Below are 15,930 nucleotides of genomic sequence, written 5' to 3'. Positions count from 1 at the left end.
ATGATTCGACGCCGACGCAATGGAGACGAGGCAAATGCTCACCAAAAAGCAGCACGAACTGCTAATGTTCATTCAGGAACGCATGAAAGAGGCTGGCGTCCCGCCGTCGTTTGACGAGATGAAGGATGCGTTGGACCTGAAGTCCAAGTCCGGCATTCACCGCCTTATCACAGCGTTGGAAGAAAGGGGCTTCATCCGCCGTCTTCCCAACCGTGCCCGTGCTTTGGAGGTCATTAAGCTTCCAGACTCATATCAGCCTAGCCCGGCAGGCCGCAGGCCGTTTGAGCCTAGTGTCGTCGAAGGTGGCTTAGGCCGCGCTCCCGAAATGGTGGCTAACGACACCGGTCCCGCCATGACGGAAGTGCCTGTCATGGGCCGTATTGCGGCTGGTACGCCCATCTCCGCTATTCAGGAAAACACCCACACCATCGCTGTCTCACCAGATATGCTGGGGCGTGGTGAACATTACGCGCTGGAAGTCAAAGGCGATTCAATGATTGAGGCTGGCATTCTGGATGGCGACACCGTGGTTATTCAACGCGGTGATACAGCGACACCGGGCGACATCGTGGTGGCATTGGTCGATCACGAAGAAGCCACGCTGAAGCGTTTTCGCCGTAAAGGTGATTCAATCGCTCTGGAAGCTGCAAATCCTGCCTACGAAACCCGTATTTTCGGCCCGGACCGCGTTGCGGTGCAGGGCAAACTGGTGGGGCTCATCCGCAGCTATCATTGATTGCTATGGAAACGGTGCCGGTTCCACGGGCGCGGTGAGCCAATCACCGCGCGTTCAACCGTGGCATCCGACAGCGAGCCATCTGCACCCAAATGTATAGCAACTGATCCGCCTGACCGTAGACTGGTTTCGTCAAATACCAACGGACGCTCAGCAACGGGTACGTGATTGCATGCGTCTGGTAGACGAAATGGAGCCACGAGAATATCGGCAATTTGACAGTCCGTCCAAAGGCTCGCTGAGGTCTTGAGACTCACGATCTGCAGGCCGTTTACAGTGGCTGAACAGGCATCAGCGTCACATTGGAATCGCAACGAAGAGTGGGGCGTTCCATCTGCTTGGTTAGGCGGATAAGCAGTTTGCCAAATTTCCGTGATGAACCTGCTGCCTCGTTCCCTCAACAGACTTGGCTCGGTGCTTTCACTCAATATCGCGATCTGCCTGCCATCTTCAGAAATGAGGATTGCTGGCATCTTGGTAGTCTGAGCCAGAAGCACCGCAGGTAATAGGAATGCCAAGCCAAACAGCTTAAGCTTGGAACGGGCGAGCGTCATGATCAGTAGGCCGGCCGTCGCGCAGATAAAGGACGAGACAGGTATGCGTCCGGTGATACCTTGCGGACCCATGTCGGACACCGAGTTTGCCACAGCAACCACCCATTCCGTCGACCATGCCATCGCCGCCAATGGCCAGTCTTGCAGCCCGAATGGAAGCGCCAACATGGACAGCAGGGCCAGCGGCATCACCGCGAATGAAACGACAGGCATCGCAGCGAGGTTCGCCAGCAATCCAAGCGGTGCAACCCGCTGAAAATGGTAGGCGGCAAATATGCCTGTCGCCAAACCGGCCACCAGCGATGTCAAAGCTAAACCGCCCACGTCGCGCCGTAAGACGCGACCTGTTCCGGCAATCAAACCGCCTTTGCGAAATGTCTTCGGGCGCGCTGCATTGCGCCGATTGAGACCTTCGTAAACAGCCACCAGCGCTGCCACTGCAGCAAATGACATCTGAAATCCGGCAGACAATATTGCGCTTGGACTTACAAGCATCACAACCAAAGCTGCCAAAGCCACGTTGCGCATCGTTAGCGCTTTGCGATCCAGCATAATGGCGCCGAGCATAATCGCGACCATGATCCATGCCCGTTGCGTTGAAACGGCCATGCCGGACAAGGTCAGGTAAATCGTTGCCGCGGCCAACCCTCCTGCCGCCGCCCATTTTTTTACCGGATAACGAAGCGCAATTTGCGGAAACAACGCGAAGACTGCGCGCAGCCCGCCCATCGCGGTCAATGAAACAAGCGCCATATGCAGGCCGCTGATAGCCAATATGTGGGCAAGCCCGGACCGGCGCAGCGCCTCGGTGGTTGGCGCAGAAATGCCACTTCGGTCCCCCACTATAAGGGCTGCCGCGATGCCGCCCCCCTCGCCTGGAACGCTTTGGCGAATGAGACTCGCCAACCCGTCCCGAACGGCCTGAATACTGCTGACCGCTTCTACAGGCCGCGTTGCCGTCGGTGCACCGAGAAAGAAACCAGACCCTGAAAGGCCGTCAAACCATGCTGAAAAGGCGAAATCGTAACCGCCTGGATAAGCTGGACCAGATGGCGCGCTAAGACGCGCGAGGCCTTCCAACCGACTGCCTACCGGCGCGTCGGGGCCACCAGCTCGGGCGGTCACGCGAAAGATTCGTTGCGACCCGTCCGGTCGCGCTAACTCGCCTTCGGTAACCGCTATCCGGTAGCGGACGCTGCCATTGGCGCGCATTTCTCTTTGCAAAACTGCGCCCGCAATCGTGGCGATCCTAGGACGTTCAAGCATTTTGGTGTCGTTAGCCGCAGTGTGGAGTCGGGTTAGTCCCGCCCCTGCTGCAACCAACATGCAGCCCATGAGAGCAGCATGAAGCATCGGGCGATTTCTACTGACGAACGCAACAACCATAAAAGCCAGGGCCAGCACCTCGAACGCCCAAGGCCAAGGCTCGCGTGGCAACTGAAAGTATCCCGCAATTCCTACCGCCAGACATACCGGTGCCCAAAGAAAGCCTGCACCACGATCCACCTCGATTTGAAGCTGGCGTGAAAGCGTTGCACCCGCGATAGAAAGTCGATGCCCAAAGCGCGAACGCAAAGGCAATGGTTCCGGCGCGATAAGCCCAGAATCATTCCAGCCCTGCCATTCCGTGATTTGCGAGCTGTCATTGGAAGATTCAACCGACCAAGCTAAATCTCCATCAGGAGACTCCGTCACATTCTGATCGGGCTTTAAAAACACGCGCACTCCGAACGGCGCTTACACATAACCGGAAGTGCGACCGTCGCTTGTATGATGACGGTCGTATGCTAGAGGGGCAACGTCCCCTTTTGTTCTCCGCATCCGCAGACACGCTCTGGAAGGCCAATCTTGACCAAGCCCGTAATCACCCGTTTCGCCCCCTCGCCCACCGGTTTTCTCCATATCGGCGGCGCACGCACGGCGCTGTTCAATTGGTTGCTGGCCCGCTCTCTGGGCGGCAAAATGTTGCTGCGCATCGAAGACACCGACCGCGCGCGCTCAACAGATGAAGCCGTCGACGCATTGCTGGATGGCCTGACATGGCTGGGGCTTGATTGGGATGGCGAACCGATTTCGCAGTTCTCCCGCGCCGACCGTCATCGCGAAGTTGTTGATGAGCTGTTGGCTAAGGGCGAAGCCTACCCTTGTTACGCCACGCCCGAAGAACTGACCGAGATGCGCGAGAAGGCGCGCGCCGAAAAGCGGCCACCGCGTTACGATGGTCGCTGGCGTGACCGCGACCCCGCCGAAGCGCCGGAAGGTGTGAAGCCTGTGATCCGCATCAAAAGTCCGCAGGATGGGGAGACCGTGGTAAACGATCTGGTTCAGGGCGAAGTGCGCTTTCCGAACGCCGATCTCGATGATTTGGTTCTTCTGCGTTCCGACGGATCGCCCACGTACATGCTGGCCGTTGTTGTTGATGATCACGATATGGATGTTAGCCACATTGTTCGCGGTGACGACCACCTAACAAATGCCGCAAGGCAGACAATTATCTTCAACGCGATGGGATGGAATGTGCCAGAAATGGCTCATATTCCGCTCATTTACGGTGCTGATGGTGCTAAGTTGTCCAAGCGCCACGGTGCCATTGGCGCTGAAGCCTATCGTGCCATGGGCTATTTGCCGGACGCGCTGCGTAATTATCTCGTTCGTCTGAGCTGGTCTCATGGAGACGAGGAGTTCTTCACGCAGGCGCAGTTGGACGAATTGTTCAGCTTGGATTCCGTAGGGAAATCCCCGGCTCGCTTTGATTTTGCGAAGCTGGAGAACATGAACGGCCACTACATTCGCGCAGCAGATGATGCTGATCTTGCGGCACGTTTGCAGGGGCTTCTGCCCGAAGTTGAGGGTGGCAGCTGGTTTTCCGAACGCTGGAACGACACGCGACACGCACAGCTTGTAGAGGCCATGCCGGGTTTAAAAGAGCGTGCCAAAACGCTGCTGGACCTTTTAGAAGGTGCGCGTTTTCTGTTTGTTGAGCGACCACTCAATATGGAAGAAAAGGCTGCTGCTCTGCTGGGTGAAGATGCACAGGAGCGGCTGGCTATGTTGTTGCCGGACCTTCAGAAAATCGAAACTTGGTCTGTGGAAACCGTTGAAGACGCAGTTCGTGTATTTGCGAAAGCCAATGAGTTGAAACTGGGCCAGATTGCCCAGCCCATTCGGGCGGCCACGACCGGTAAAACCCAGTCACCGGGCGTATTCGACGTGATGGCTGTGCTTGGCAAGGAAGAGTGCATCGCACGCTTGCAGGATCAAGCCACCTGAAAGCTGCACGCCGCTAGCCATGTTTGACCAATTGCTGATCTGCAAAACACTCGCTTCGCTTGTGGCCGGGGGAGCGATAGCTTATCAAACGGCAGGGAGATTGTTCGTTCGCCAATAGACACCGGCACTTGTCGGGTCTGGCGAACGAAACGATTCCGGGGCCTGCCTTTTCAATGGTTGCGCCCTACGGACCGCTGTTGAAAGGAACAATATGGCTGACGAGAACGCGACCCTTAGAATTGGCGATGAGACCTGGGAATTTCCCATTCGGTCCGGCTCGGTTGGTCCCGATGTCATGGATATCGGCACACTCTACAAGCACACAGACCGTTTCACGTTTGATCCGGGTTTCACCTCCACAGCATCTTGTGAAAGCAACATCACATATATTGATGGCGATGCAGGCATTTTGCTGCACCGCGGTTACGCCATCGACGATCTTGCTGAGCATGGCGATTTTCTAGAGACCTGCCATTTGCTGCTTTATGGCGAACTGCCAACACCCGCGCAGAAGAAAGATTTCGAAGAACGCGTAACGTATCACACCATGTTGCACGACCAGATGACGCGGCTTTATTCGGGCTTCCGTCGTGACGCGCACCCGATGGCTTTGATGGTCGGTGTTGTTGGCGCACTTTCCGCTTTTTATCACGATTCCACCGACATCACCGATCCTGAGCAGCGCGATATCGCGTCCCTGCGCATGATTGCAAAGATGCCGACTATTGCGGCAATGGCCTACAAATACACCGTCGGTCAGCCGTTCGTATATCCGCGCAACGACCTCGGCTACGCGGCAAATTTTCTGCAGATGTGCTTTGCCGTACCGGCTGAAGACTACAAGGTGAACCCGGTTATGGCCCGCGCCATGGACCGCATTTTCGTTTTGCACGCAGATCATGAGCAGAACGCTTCGACATCTACCGTACGTCTGGCCGGTTCTTCCGGTGCCAACCCATTTGCTTGCATTGCTGCCGGCATCGCATGCCTGTGGGGGCCCGCACATGGTGGTGCCAATGAAGCAGCGCTTAACATGCTGCACGAAATCGGCACGCCGGACCGCATTCCCGAGTTCATCGCTCGCGCCAAGGACAAGAACGATCCGTTCCGCCTGATGGGCTTCGGTCATCGCGTCTATAAGAACTACGATCCACGCGCGAAAATCATGCAGCAGACGTGCCATGAGGTTCTCAACGATCTGGGCATCACCGATGACCCAATCCTTGATGTTGCGATGGAATTGGAAAAAATCGCAGTCGAAGATCCATACTTCAAAGAACGTGGTCTTTATCCGAACATCGACTTCTACAGCGGCATCACGTTGAAAGCCCTTGGCTTCCCGACCGACATGTTCACCGTGCTGTTCTCACTGGCCCGCACCGTGGGTTGGATTGCGCAGTGGCGTGAGATGATTGAGGATCCACGCCAGAAAATCGGTCGTCCGCGTCAGCTTTACACAGGCGAAACACATCGCGATTACGTGCCGGTCGATAAGCGCAAGTAAGCTTTTAACGCGACGCCTTGTTGCGCAGAAGCTCGGCAATCACAAACGCCGCCCTTTCTCCGGGCGGCGTTTTTGTTTCCATGGCACGACGCACGTCTTTGAAACCGTCCAACTGCCTCAGACGGGCGGGTCCTTCGATAAATAACTCTTCAAGATGACGCGCCAATCGACCGGGTAACACCAGTTCATTGATCTCTTCAGGTACGATCAACCGGTCCACGATGAGGTTAGGCAACAATGCTGACCAAGTCGTCACCATGCTGGCAAACGGTCGCGCCACAGCATCAAGCTTATAGCCCGTGACCATGGGAACGCCGTGCAAAGCAAGCTCCAGCGCGACAGTGCCTGATGTCGCTAGCGCCAGATCGACATCTGCAAATGTGCTGTCATTGTCCTCGCTAGAAACAATCTTCGGTGCCGTGCGCCATGTTGCGGTGTGTCTTTCGATGGTGCTTCGGTGCCTTGGGACCGCAGCGATCACCGCTTCAAAGTCATGACCGCGCGCTCTTAGTAGCTCGACCGTCGCACCGAACGCTGGAAGCATTCGGTCAATTTCGCCGCGCCGTGAGCCGGGTAGCACCAGAAGCTTTGGTCGCGCACTTGGTGGTCGCTTTTTCGTCGGAAGCGCCGCGACATGTCCTGCAAGCCTATGTCCGACATAGGTCGCAGGTGGACCGCCGAGCTCTGCCAAAACACGAGGCTCGAAAGGCAATATTGCCAGCACATGGTCGATATAGGCACGCATGGTCTTGGCCCTGCCCGACCGCCATGCCCAAACGCTGGGACAAATATAGTCGACGATCGGTACATTAGGCAGCTTCTTACGCACACGCTTCGCCACGGCATGTGTGAAGTCGGGGCTGTCTATCAAGACAATCATATCAGGACGCTTGGAGATGATGTCGGCCACCACTTGGTGAACCCGCCGTACGATGGTGGGCAGCCGGGCGATAACGGCTGAAAACCCCATGACCGCAATGTCTTCAATATCGAACAGACTGCTGACACCACGCTGCTCCATAGCTGGACCTGCAAGCCCCGCATATTTCGCGTCGAGGTCTTTGATGTCGTTGAAGCCATCAATGAGATCGGCGCCCAACAGGTCACCCGATTCCTCTCCGATCACGAAATAGAACGTCTTGCTCATGCCGCTATTCCTGTCAGGAACAGGTCGCCACGTTGAGCGATGTCGATACAGGTTTCACGCTCAAGTATCAGTGTTGCGCCAGCTCGAACTGCTATACCGTCCAAACCAGCAGCAACAGCGCGCGAAACCGTTTCCGGCCCAATCGTTGGCATATCGACCCGATGATCCTGTCCGGCTTTTGGTGCTTTCACCATAACGCCCCCGCGTTGCAACGGCAGGCGGCCATTGTCTCGCAAATCCATGATACGCCGCAGCATCGCGTCAGTGCCTTCCGCGCCCTCTACCGCGACAGGCCGACCGCCTATAACGACGCAGGCCTGCCCCATATCAAAGGGAGACATCGCATCGAGAAGCTGGAAACCCAGATCAATTCGGTTGCGGTCCTTTGTGCCTGGGGCGCCAGAAAAACGGCCTTCATCCACGACAAGCGATGGTGCAATATCAGCAGCACCTAGAACCTTGAGTCCCCGCTTTTCAATAACCGTTATGACCGACCCTAGAACCGCATCGTCTCCCTTGAGCAACTGTCCGAGGATAGTAGGTAGAGTACGAAGTGTGGGCCAATCCATCTGGCTGAATTTCAAGTCAGGGCGGCCATCAACACCGCCAGCCAGAACGATGTGGCCAATGGAGTGTTCCTTGCAAAGTGGGAATATCTGCCCGACCTGCTCCCAGCGCAAATCTTGACCATCGAGATTCTCAAATGGTTTTTCCGTCACGCCTGGCAGGCGCAAAATGTAAGGCTGAAGGCCAACTGTAGTAAGCTGCGTCGCCAATTGAATTGGCAATGCGCCACTACCTGCCAATATGGCAACACGGTCGTGCTCTGCACGCCACGTCATAAGCGGGCTACGAGGCCGGCAAGCAAAACGGGCGCCCGCTTGTCTCGCCAACAAAAATCAAAATATCGCGCATCAGCGGGTCCTCGCAGTTCTCCAACATCGCTTCTGCCTTCTCGCGCATTGGCCCGGTCGCAGCAAAAAGCTCATCATAGCCCGCACGTACCGCCTTCATGGAAGCGCGATCCATCTTGGCGCGTTTCATCCCGATTAAGTTCAAGCCAATCAGGTTTGCACGGTGCCCGGTGGCCATCCCAAACGGGATAACGTCACCTTCAATGCCTGCAAGGCCGCCTATAAAGGCGTGATGCCCAATGCGGCTGAACTGATGCACGGCAGAGCCACCGCCGAAAATCACGCTATCGCCTACAGTACAGTGACCAGCAAGCATCGTGTTGTTCGACATGATAACGCCGTTTCCGACAATACAATCGTGGGCCACATGAGCGTTGGCGAGCAGGACGCATTTATCGCCCACAACCGTTTTGCTGCCGCCGCCTTCTGTGCCCGTGTTGATCGTCACACCTTCGCGCAGCACGCAATCTGAGCCAACGGATAGGGTCGCATTCTGACCGTGAGGCTTCAAATCTTGCGCAACAGCTCCGATAGAAGCGAATGGAAAGACGCGTGTCCGCGCGCCCAGACGTGTATCGCCCTGAATAGAGCATTGAGCTAGGAGTTCGACACCGGCTTCAAGAACCACCTGCGGCCCCACATGGCAAAACGGACCGATACGAACACTGTCTCCCAACTGCGCACCCTTTTCGATAACCGCACTTGGATGGATGGAAGAGTTATTGTTCATCGCGGTCGACCATCATGGCACTGATCTCGGCTTCGGCCACTTTCACGCCGTTCACTTCAGCAATGCAGGCAAATTTGAAGATGTTACGCTTCTGGCGGATTTTCTCGATCACGTATTCTACGACGTCGCCCGGCCCCACGGTCTTGCGGAATTTAGCCTTGTCGATTGTCATAAAATAAGTGGTTTTTGGATCACCAGTATAGTGATGCGCAGAGCAGATGGCGCCAGCTGTCTGGGCCATACCTTCTACCAAAAGAACACCTGGCATAATCGGAGTGTGCGGAAAGTGACCCGTGAAATGAGGTTCATTGAACGTCACGTTTTTGATGCCACGTGCGCTCTGATCACCATCAATATCAACAATCTTATCAACCAACAGAAACGGATAGCGATGTGGGAGCAGCTTCATCAGGTCGCTGATATCCAGCGTTTTTAGCTCTTTGGATGTCTCGGTCATTACTTTTCCGCCTGTGGTTTCTTTCTGTCGGCTTCCATTGCCTGTGCCTCACGGCGCAAACGCCCAATGTCGCGCATCCAATGGCGGATTGGGCGGGCTGGAACACCGCCCCATTGTACACCTGCCGGTACGTCGCCAGACACACCGCTGAGTCCAGCAATCTGTGCTCCATCACCGATGGAAACGTGACCATTGATGGCGCACTGTCCGCCAAGAACCACGTAGTCGCCGAGTCGAGCGCTGCCTGCAATACCGGTTTGGCCCACAATAACGCAGTGACGACCGATGATGACGTTGTGCGCGATCATCACCAAATTGTCGATTTTGGTGCCCTCGCCGATGACAGTATCGCGATTAGCTCCGCGGTCGACGCAGCTGTTGGAGCCTATTTCTACATCGTTTTGAATGATAACTCCGCCGGTCTGCGGCACTTTCAGGTGCCCGCCAGGTCCCATTGCAAAGCCAAAGCCATCACCACCAACCCGCACACCGCTGTGCAAGATGACGTTGTCGCCAAGGTGAGCTGCGATGACAGACGCGCCTGCTGCAATCGCACAGTTGCGGCCAATCATGACGTTTGGTCCGATTATTGCATTTGGACCAATCAGCGTGTTGCTGCCGACGCACACATTAGCGCCAATAACAGCGCCGTGCTCGACGGTAACGCCCTCTTCCAAGATTGCGGTCTCGTGAATGCCTGCGGCGGTAGAAATACCGTCGCACAATATTGATGTTGGTCTTGCTGCGGAGGGAAACATAGCAGCCATAGCGCGAGCGAAGGATTTATAAGGCTGATCACTTACGAGAACAGCGACACCTTCCGGAACGCCGGAACGATAGCGTTCGCTGCATATAACGGCGCTTGCTCCGGTATGTGCAAGAGCGTCCACATATTTGGGATTCGATAGAAAAGTTAGACTACCTTCGGCAGCCGCCTCGATCGGAGATACCGAAATAACTTCGACCGACTTGTAGTCATCATCGGCGAGTTGCGAGCCTGTTAGTTTGGCCAAATCTCCAACGGAAATAGGCCCTTCAGATCGGAAAAAATCACTCAAGCGAATGGGTTTCCTAACTCGGGTTTCCGCTGGACGAGAAAACTATCACGAATAGCTAGGAACCAGGCTGCGTGATGAAACGACAACCCAGTCCCCACGATTAGCCCTATTAAAACTTGGTGCTGACACCAAACTTGAAGAACTGCTTCTCGTCGAAATCTTCTTCGGCAAGAACGTGTGCAAAGTCTGCACGCAATGGGCCGAATGGCGAGTCCCAGAGAAGGGATGCACCGACCGATGCTCGGATAGAGTTCTCGTCACGGATAGTCGGGTCAATCTTATCGAAGTCGTTGCCATACACTGTACCTGCATCGGCAAACAGTGCCGCACGCAGACCGTAAGAGCGTGGAAGCAATGGCAGCGGGAACTGAACTTCAGCTGTCACACTGGCGAAATATTTGCCACCAAGCGCTTCACCGTCGGTAGCGCGTGGACCTAGACCACGGCTGTCGAAACCACGAACCAGATTGCCGCCTTTAAAGAAGTTGTCAGTGATTCGGAGATCGTCAGAACCAAATCCTTCAATCGCACCTGCCGTAGCACCACCGAACAGAACAATGTCAGCGTCTTCGGAGAGCAAATAGTAAGCGTATAGTTCTGCTTCTGTACGAACATATTCAGCGTCACCACCGAGGCCCGCAATATCCTGACGGAACTGGGCATAAATGCCTTCGCGAGGGCTCTTACGATTATCGATTGTCGAATAGGTCAGTGCGTAGCCAATGGACGATGTAGAATATGGGCTACGATTCAACGTGTCCTGAACAGCTGTCGATACGACAGTGCCTGGGTCAATAGACAGGTCCTCGTAAGTGTAGGTGTAATTGACCGAAGCCGTCAGATTGTCAGTTAATGGAGCAGCAGCCCGCAAGCGGAACGATGTCGTTTCCGAGTCGAAAGACTTGTCGTCAGTATCACCAGACGTCGTTCTAGAGATGTCAAAACCGGCAGCAATACGGTTGCCAAGGAAATATGGCTCGGTGAACGATAGTTCGTATTTTTCCACATCATCGCCAAGGCCGGCGGAGATTTTCAGGAATTGACCACGACCAAGGAAGTTTTTCTCGGTGAGAGAGACTTCAGCAATTGGACCGTTGGCTGACGAATAACCGCCACCGATTGAAAATTCACCGGTCGCTTTGTCTTTAACGTTCACGACAACGACCACACGGTCCGGCGCGGAGCCTGGACGTGTTGTCATGCGTACCGAGTCAAAGAAACCTAGAGCATCAAGGCGGGTCTTGGCTTTGTTCACAAGAACGCGGTTGTAAGCATCGCCTTCCGAGATATCGAACTCGCGGCGTATGACATATTCGCGTGTACGGGTGTTACCTACAACGTCGATGCGTTCGACATACGTACGTGGACCTTCATCAACGAAGAATGTGATGTCGATTGTGCGGTTTTCAAAGTTGCGGTCACCACGTGGCGTAACTTCTGCAAAAGCGTAACCCGATGCAGCGATAGCATCGGTCATAGCAACAAGCGTTTTTTCAACATTACGAGCGCTGTAGATGTCGCCAGAGTCAATTTTCAGATTGTCCTGCAGCAAACCATCATCAACAACAGCCAACGCATTATCGATCTGGATGCTGCCGAAACGATAGAGGTCGCCTTCTTCAACAGTGATAACGATATTATAGACGTTATCGGCTGAATCGAATTCCGCGACTGCAGAAATCACCTGAAAATCGGCGTAACCGCGGTTGAAGTAGAAGCGGCGCAACCGCTCCTCATCCGCGCGCAGGCGGTCTGGATCGTAGATATCATCGCGTTTCAACCAAGACAACAGATTGCTCTCGTTGTGGCTGATGATGTCCGCCAAGCGACGATCACCAAAAGCATTGTTACCGACAAACTCGATGTTCTTAATCTTGGTGCGACCACCTTCATTGATAACGAAGATGACATTGACGCGGTTGTTGTCGAGCTGGTCGACACGAACTGTGACCTGCGAGTTGGCACGGCCGGAGCGACGAACCACTTCGCGGACGCGCTCAAGGTCGCTGTCTACTTTGTCCTGGCTAAAAATACCGAGGCTCTGCGACTGCACAATACGACCGAGCTGATCGTCTTTTACTTTCTCGTTGCCTTCAAAGCGCACGAGATTGATCGTTGGATTCTCTTCGACCTCGACCAGAAGCGCGCTGCCTGCACGTGAGATGCGCACGTCGGAGAACAGACCTGTCGCGAACAGAGCGCGCAGCGATTCATCCGTATCGAATGTCGTGTAGTTCCGACCCGGCTTCACCGTCACGTATGAGCGAATGGTGTCTGCATCGACGCGGCGGTTGCCACGAACATCAATCCGATTGACGACAGCGGCCTGCGCAGCGGTAGCACCGCTGCCTGCGACCACGATGGCAGATGGCACGCCCACGACAATCAATGTCAGGGCGATGAGAATTTGCCGAATGGCTTTGGTCTGGAACATAGTGAAGGCTTTCATGAAGCTCTCTTGCAATCTGGTTTGAACACGCCTGGCGCGTATTCCCACCAAGACCCCTTATTTTCTCTCATACAGGCCAAACCGCGCACGGTAGAATCCTGCAATTGTTAATTGTTTCTACAAGCTTTCAGACACGACGCAACCATACTGCACCAACGCTCTCGCCAAATTGTTGAAAGCGTTGCCAACAGGTTACAACAACGGCAACCTTGGTAAACGAAACGTTAACAAATAACGCCATTTAGCCTGAAAACAGCCGTGCAATGTCGTTGCTCGTAGCAAAAATCATCATCATCAAAACGCATGTCAGGCCGACACGATACGCTATTTCCTGCGCTCTAGGGCTCGCAGCCCTGCCCCGTATGGCTTCGTAGGCGTAAAATACCAGATGACCACCGTCGAGCATGGGAATCGGAAAAAGATTCATCAATCCGATTGAGACGCTCAACGCTGCGGCAAGAGAAAGCAGCGAAACAATACCAAGTGTCGCGACCTGAGAGGTCATTTGACCGATTCCCAATGGCCCACGCAGTTGATCTGCATCCTGTTTGCCTAGAAAAATATCCCGCAGGAAATATCCTGTTCGGCTGATAATGAGCCCAATGGCGTCGATGCTTTTGACAAATGCCTCACCGATTCCCAAATCACGGTGCACGAAATTTTCGACGCCACGTCGTGACGAAATACCAATGAGGCCGACTTTGTAGGTGTTTCCAAACTGGTCTTTGCGCTCGGTCATGAGCGGCGCAACGATGAAATCGAGGCTCTTGCCGTCGCGATCCACGGTGAACGCAAGCGGCTGATCAGAGCTGATCATGGTCAGTCGCGATACATCTTCAAAATCTGCGACATCCTGCCCCTCCACAGAGGTAATGAGGTCGCCCGGCAGAATACCCGCCTGCTGTGCGGGTGCGCCTTCTGTAACTTCACCAACAACCGCAGGGACTGTGACCTCGCCCTGATAGACGAACACGCCGGTGTAGATGACGCTGGCGAGAATGAAATTTGCGATTGGACCTGCCGCGACCACAGCTGCACGGCGCCAGACGCTCTTGTTTTGAAACGCTCCGTCAAGCTCTTCGCTCGTCATGCCCTCCAAAGCATGCGCATCCGGGGCGCTCGCTTCGTTGGCATCGCCCAGAAAACGCACATAGCCACCTAGCGGAATGGCGCATAATTTCCACCGGGTTCCGTGTTTATCGGTACGGCCGATCAATTCCGGGCCAAAGCCAACTGCGAAGGCATCAACCTTAACGCGATTCCAGCGAGCAACTGCAAAGTGACCGAGCTCATGGAAAAAGACGACAATCGTCAAAACCACGATGAACGGCAGCACTTTCGTCAGCGCGAAGTCCCCAAGAACGCCAAGGGTGCCTAAAATATCCATTCAGCGTGTCCTTCCGAGGAACGCACAAGCCAAAGTGGTTGCGTTCGGTGCAATGTGCAGAGGCATTACAGGTTCTGCAACCCGTAGATCAGCGCGACGGGGACGCAGGCAAATAGCAATCCATCAACCCGGTCGAGAAAACCACCATGTCCGGGGATTAAGCCGCTGGAATCCTTTTTACCGGAACGGCGTTTGACCCAGCTCTCGAACAAGTCTCCCGTTTGCGAACAAACTGACAGGACAATGGCAAGTGCAATCCACCATGGAGAGGCAATTGTCGGGAAAATCAGCATGAAAATACCGGCGGTGATGATTGCACCAAGAACGCCGCCCAAAGCACCAGACCATGTTTTGTTTGGCGAAACAGTGGGCATGAGCTTGGGCCCTTGCAGTTTGCGACCCGTGAAATAGGCCACGACATCGGTCATCCACACGCAGACGAAAACGAACAACAGTGGGGCAAATCCGCCCACTTCGCGGATGATCGGAAAAGCCAGCTCAGGAATGGCGCAATAGAGAGCCCCTACCCCCATCCACCGAACATCGGAACGTTCTTGCCCGCTATTGATCTGTTCCAGAATAAACCCGAGCAGCACGAATGCCAAAACAACGTAGAGAGTTAAGTCGAAAGCGCCCGATAGCAAAATCGCAATGAAGCCAACGGTAAGCAAAACGTCGGGCGTATCGAATGGTGTCGTGCGAACCATGCCTTGCCATTCATAGAACAGCACCGCCGATAAAGCTGTTGCCAGCAGCCACCAAGCTGTGCCGCCAATCCATGCGACGCCAATCACAACAGCAAGCAAAACTATAGCGGACATTATCCGCTGGCCGAGCTCGCTTTCGCGGGCGCGACCGAAGCCAGCACCTAAAATCATGTAGCAACCCGGGCGAGCTGTGTGGTGTCGGCCAAACCACCGAAGCGGCGATCCCGCGAAACATATTCACCAATCGCAGCTTCCAATTGAGCCTTGTCGAATTCCGGCCACATGCAGTCAACGAAAACAAATTCCGAATAAGCCGCTTGCCAAAGCAGGAAATTGGAAAGTCGCTTTTCGCCGGACGTGCGAATGATCAACTCTGGATCGGACCAACCTGCTGTGTCCATATGAGCAGCAATCGTGTCTTGCGTCACTTCGCTTGGGTCGAGAGTTCCTGCAGCCACAGCTTCCGCAATACGTTGCGTCGCGCGGGCAAGTTCATCGCGGGCACCGTAGTTGAAAGCAATGACCAGCCGTGTGCGCGTATTGTTACGCGTTAGGGCTACGGCTTCGTCAAGCAGCGGCAGGATGTCGGACGGTACACCGTCGCGCGAACCGATGATGGAGATACGCACATTTTCCTTGTGCAAATCAGCCAGGTCGCGGCGAATAAATATCTTCAACAACCGCATCAGTTCGTTGATTTCGGCAGCTGGTCGATTCCAGTTTTCAGATGAAAATGAGAACAGTGTCAGTGTTTCGATGCCCAATTCGCCTGCAGCACGAACTGTAGCCCGAACCGCTTCAACACCCTTACGGTGACCACGGGAGCGATGAAGCCCTCTTGCCTGCGCCCAACGACCGTTCCCGTCCATGATGATGGCAACATGTTTGGGAACGCCCGGCGCGCGCGTGGAACCGAATGCTGAGACGGGGTCTGCCGTATCTTGCGTTTCGTTCGGGCATCGCGGTGCGATGGTTGCGTGTGTGATTTCAAAAGTCATGGTGCCGTGTCCCCGTTAG

The 15,930-nt window shown here is 54.8% G+C and carries 13 protein-coding genes; 3 read left to right on the top strand and 10 right to left on the bottom strand.

Annotation, left to right across the window (positions count from 1 at the left end; genetic code table 11):
• The first annotated feature begins 34 nt into the window (after positions 1 to 34).
• Positions 35 to 736: a transcriptional repressor LexA gene (lexA, locus tag R2A130_RS02295; RefSeq protein ID WP_009463307.1), complete on the top strand. Its 702-nt coding sequence runs from the start codon at positions 35 to 37 to the stop codon at positions 734 to 736.
• Here lexA and R2A130_RS02290 read toward each other — a convergent pair.
• Positions 730 to 2,796 (bottom strand): ComEC/Rec2 family competence protein, encoded by a 2,067-nt coding sequence (locus R2A130_RS02290; protein ID WP_371179375.1) that lies wholly within the window; start codon positions 2,794 to 2,796, stop codon positions 730 to 732. The two genes, lexA and R2A130_RS02290, sit on opposite strands and share 7 nt — an antisense overlap.
• Positions 2,797 to 3,138: 342 nt before the next feature.
• Here R2A130_RS02290 and gltX point away from each other — a divergent pair, with 342 nt between their 5' ends.
• Entirely contained in the window at positions 3,139 to 4,560 is a 1,422-nt protein-coding gene (gene gltX, locus R2A130_RS02285; RefSeq protein ID WP_009463303.1) for a glutamate--tRNA ligase, read from the top strand.
• A gap of 211 nt (positions 4,561 to 4,771) precedes the next feature.
• On the top strand, positions 4,772 to 6,064 hold the full coding sequence (gltA, locus tag R2A130_RS02280; RefSeq protein ID WP_009463301.1) for a citrate synthase: 1,293 nt from the start codon (positions 4,772 to 4,774) through the stop codon (positions 6,062 to 6,064).
• 4 nt (positions 6,065 to 6,068) lie between these two features.
• On the opposite strand, the gene lpxB is transcribed toward gltA, so the two are convergent.
• The 9 genes from lpxB to R2A130_RS02235 all read right to left on the bottom strand — a co-directional run bounded on the left by lpxB (position 6,069) and on the right by R2A130_RS02235 (position 15,911).
• On the bottom strand, positions 6,069 to 7,211 hold the full coding sequence (gene lpxB, locus R2A130_RS02275) for a lipid-A-disaccharide synthase (protein WP_009463299.1): 1,143 nt from the start codon (positions 7,209 to 7,211) through the stop codon (positions 6,069 to 6,071).
• Entirely contained in the window at positions 7,208 to 8,053 is an 846-nt protein-coding gene (locus R2A130_RS02270) for an LpxI family protein (RefSeq protein ID WP_009463297.1), read from the bottom strand. Before R2A130_RS02270 ends, lpxB begins: the two co-directional genes overlap by 4 nt.
• Before the next feature lie 7 nt (positions 8,054 to 8,060).
• Positions 8,061 to 8,855 carry an acyl-ACP--UDP-N-acetylglucosamine O-acyltransferase gene (gene lpxA / locus R2A130_RS02265; RefSeq protein WP_009463295.1) on the bottom strand — a complete coding sequence of 265 codons (795 nt, stop codon included), beginning with the start codon at positions 8,853 to 8,855 and terminating at the stop codon, positions 8,061 to 8,063.
• Positions 8,845 to 9,312, bottom strand: coding sequence for a 3-hydroxyacyl-ACP dehydratase FabZ (gene fabZ, locus R2A130_RS02260; RefSeq protein ID WP_009463293.1), 468 nt, complete (start codon positions 9,310 to 9,312; stop codon positions 8,845 to 8,847). Before fabZ ends, lpxA begins: the two co-directional genes overlap by 11 nt.
• Positions 9,312 to 10,370: a UDP-3-O-(3-hydroxymyristoyl)glucosamine N-acyltransferase gene (lpxD, locus tag R2A130_RS02255; RefSeq protein WP_009463291.1), complete on the bottom strand. Its 1,059-nt coding sequence runs from the start codon at positions 10,368 to 10,370 to the stop codon at positions 9,312 to 9,314. The genes fabZ and lpxD overlap by 1 nt, the downstream gene beginning before the upstream one ends.
• Before the next feature lie 109 nt (positions 10,371 to 10,479).
• The gene (bamA, locus tag R2A130_RS02250) at positions 10,480 to 12,819 is read right to left on the bottom strand and encodes an outer membrane protein assembly factor BamA (protein WP_009463289.1); all 2,340 of its coding nucleotides are present in this window, start codon (positions 12,817 to 12,819) and stop codon (positions 10,480 to 10,482) included.
• Positions 12,820 to 13,060: 241 nt separating this feature from the next.
• Entirely contained in the window at positions 13,061 to 14,206 is a 1,146-nt protein-coding gene (gene rseP / locus R2A130_RS02245; protein WP_009463285.1) for an RIP metalloprotease RseP, read from the bottom strand.
• A gap of 65 nt (positions 14,207 to 14,271) precedes the next feature.
• Positions 14,272 to 15,084 (bottom strand): phosphatidate cytidylyltransferase, encoded by an 813-nt coding sequence (locus tag R2A130_RS02240; protein ID WP_009463283.1) that lies wholly within the window; start codon positions 15,082 to 15,084, stop codon positions 14,272 to 14,274.
• Entirely contained in the window at positions 15,081 to 15,911 is an 831-nt protein-coding gene (locus tag R2A130_RS02235) for an isoprenyl transferase (RefSeq protein WP_009463281.1), read from the bottom strand. The genes R2A130_RS02240 and R2A130_RS02235 overlap by 4 nt, the downstream gene beginning before the upstream one ends.
• Positions 15,912 to 15,930 lie beyond the last annotated feature (19 nt).

It is taken from the genome of Ahrensia sp. R2A130 (assembly GCF_000179775.1).
In the GTDB taxonomy this organism is placed as follows: Bacteria; Pseudomonadota; Alphaproteobacteria; order Rhizobiales; family Rhizobiaceae; genus Pseudahrensia.
Note: the sequence above shows the minus strand (reverse complement) of the source record. Positions and strands in the feature narration are given on the sequence as shown.

Coding starts and splice junctions, on each gene's coding strand:
- lexA (WP_009463307.1), top strand. CDS start 35: ATGCTCACCAAAAAGCAGCACGAACTGCTAATGTTCATTCAGGAACGC.
- gltA (WP_009463301.1), top strand. CDS start 4,772: ATGGCTGACGAGAACGCGACCCTTAGAATTGGCGATGAGACCTGGGAA.
- lpxB (WP_009463299.1), bottom strand. CDS start 7,211: ATGAGCAAGACGTTCTATTTCGTGATCGGAGAGGAATCGGGTGACCTG.
- R2A130_RS02270 (WP_009463297.1), bottom strand. CDS start 8,053: ATGACGTGGCGTGCAGAGCACGACCGTGTTGCCATATTGGCAGGTAGT.
- lpxA (WP_009463295.1), bottom strand. CDS start 8,855: ATGAACAATAACTCTTCCATCCATCCAAGTGCGGTTATCGAAAAGGGT.
- fabZ (WP_009463293.1), bottom strand. CDS start 9,312: ATGACCGAGACATCCAAAGAGCTAAAAACGCTGGATATCAGCGACCTG.
- bamA (WP_009463289.1), bottom strand. CDS start 12,819: ATGAAAGCCTTCACTATGTTCCAGACCAAAGCCATTCGGCAAATTCTC.
- rseP (WP_009463285.1), bottom strand. CDS start 14,206: ATGGATATTTTAGGCACCCTTGGCGTTCTTGGGGACTTCGCGCTGACG.
- R2A130_RS02240 (WP_009463283.1), bottom strand. CDS start 15,084: ATGATTTTAGGTGCTGGCTTCGGTCGCGCCCGCGAAAGCGAGCTCGGC.
- R2A130_RS02235 (WP_009463281.1), bottom strand. CDS start 15,911: ATGACTTTTGAAATCACACACGCAACCATCGCACCGCGATGCCCGAAC.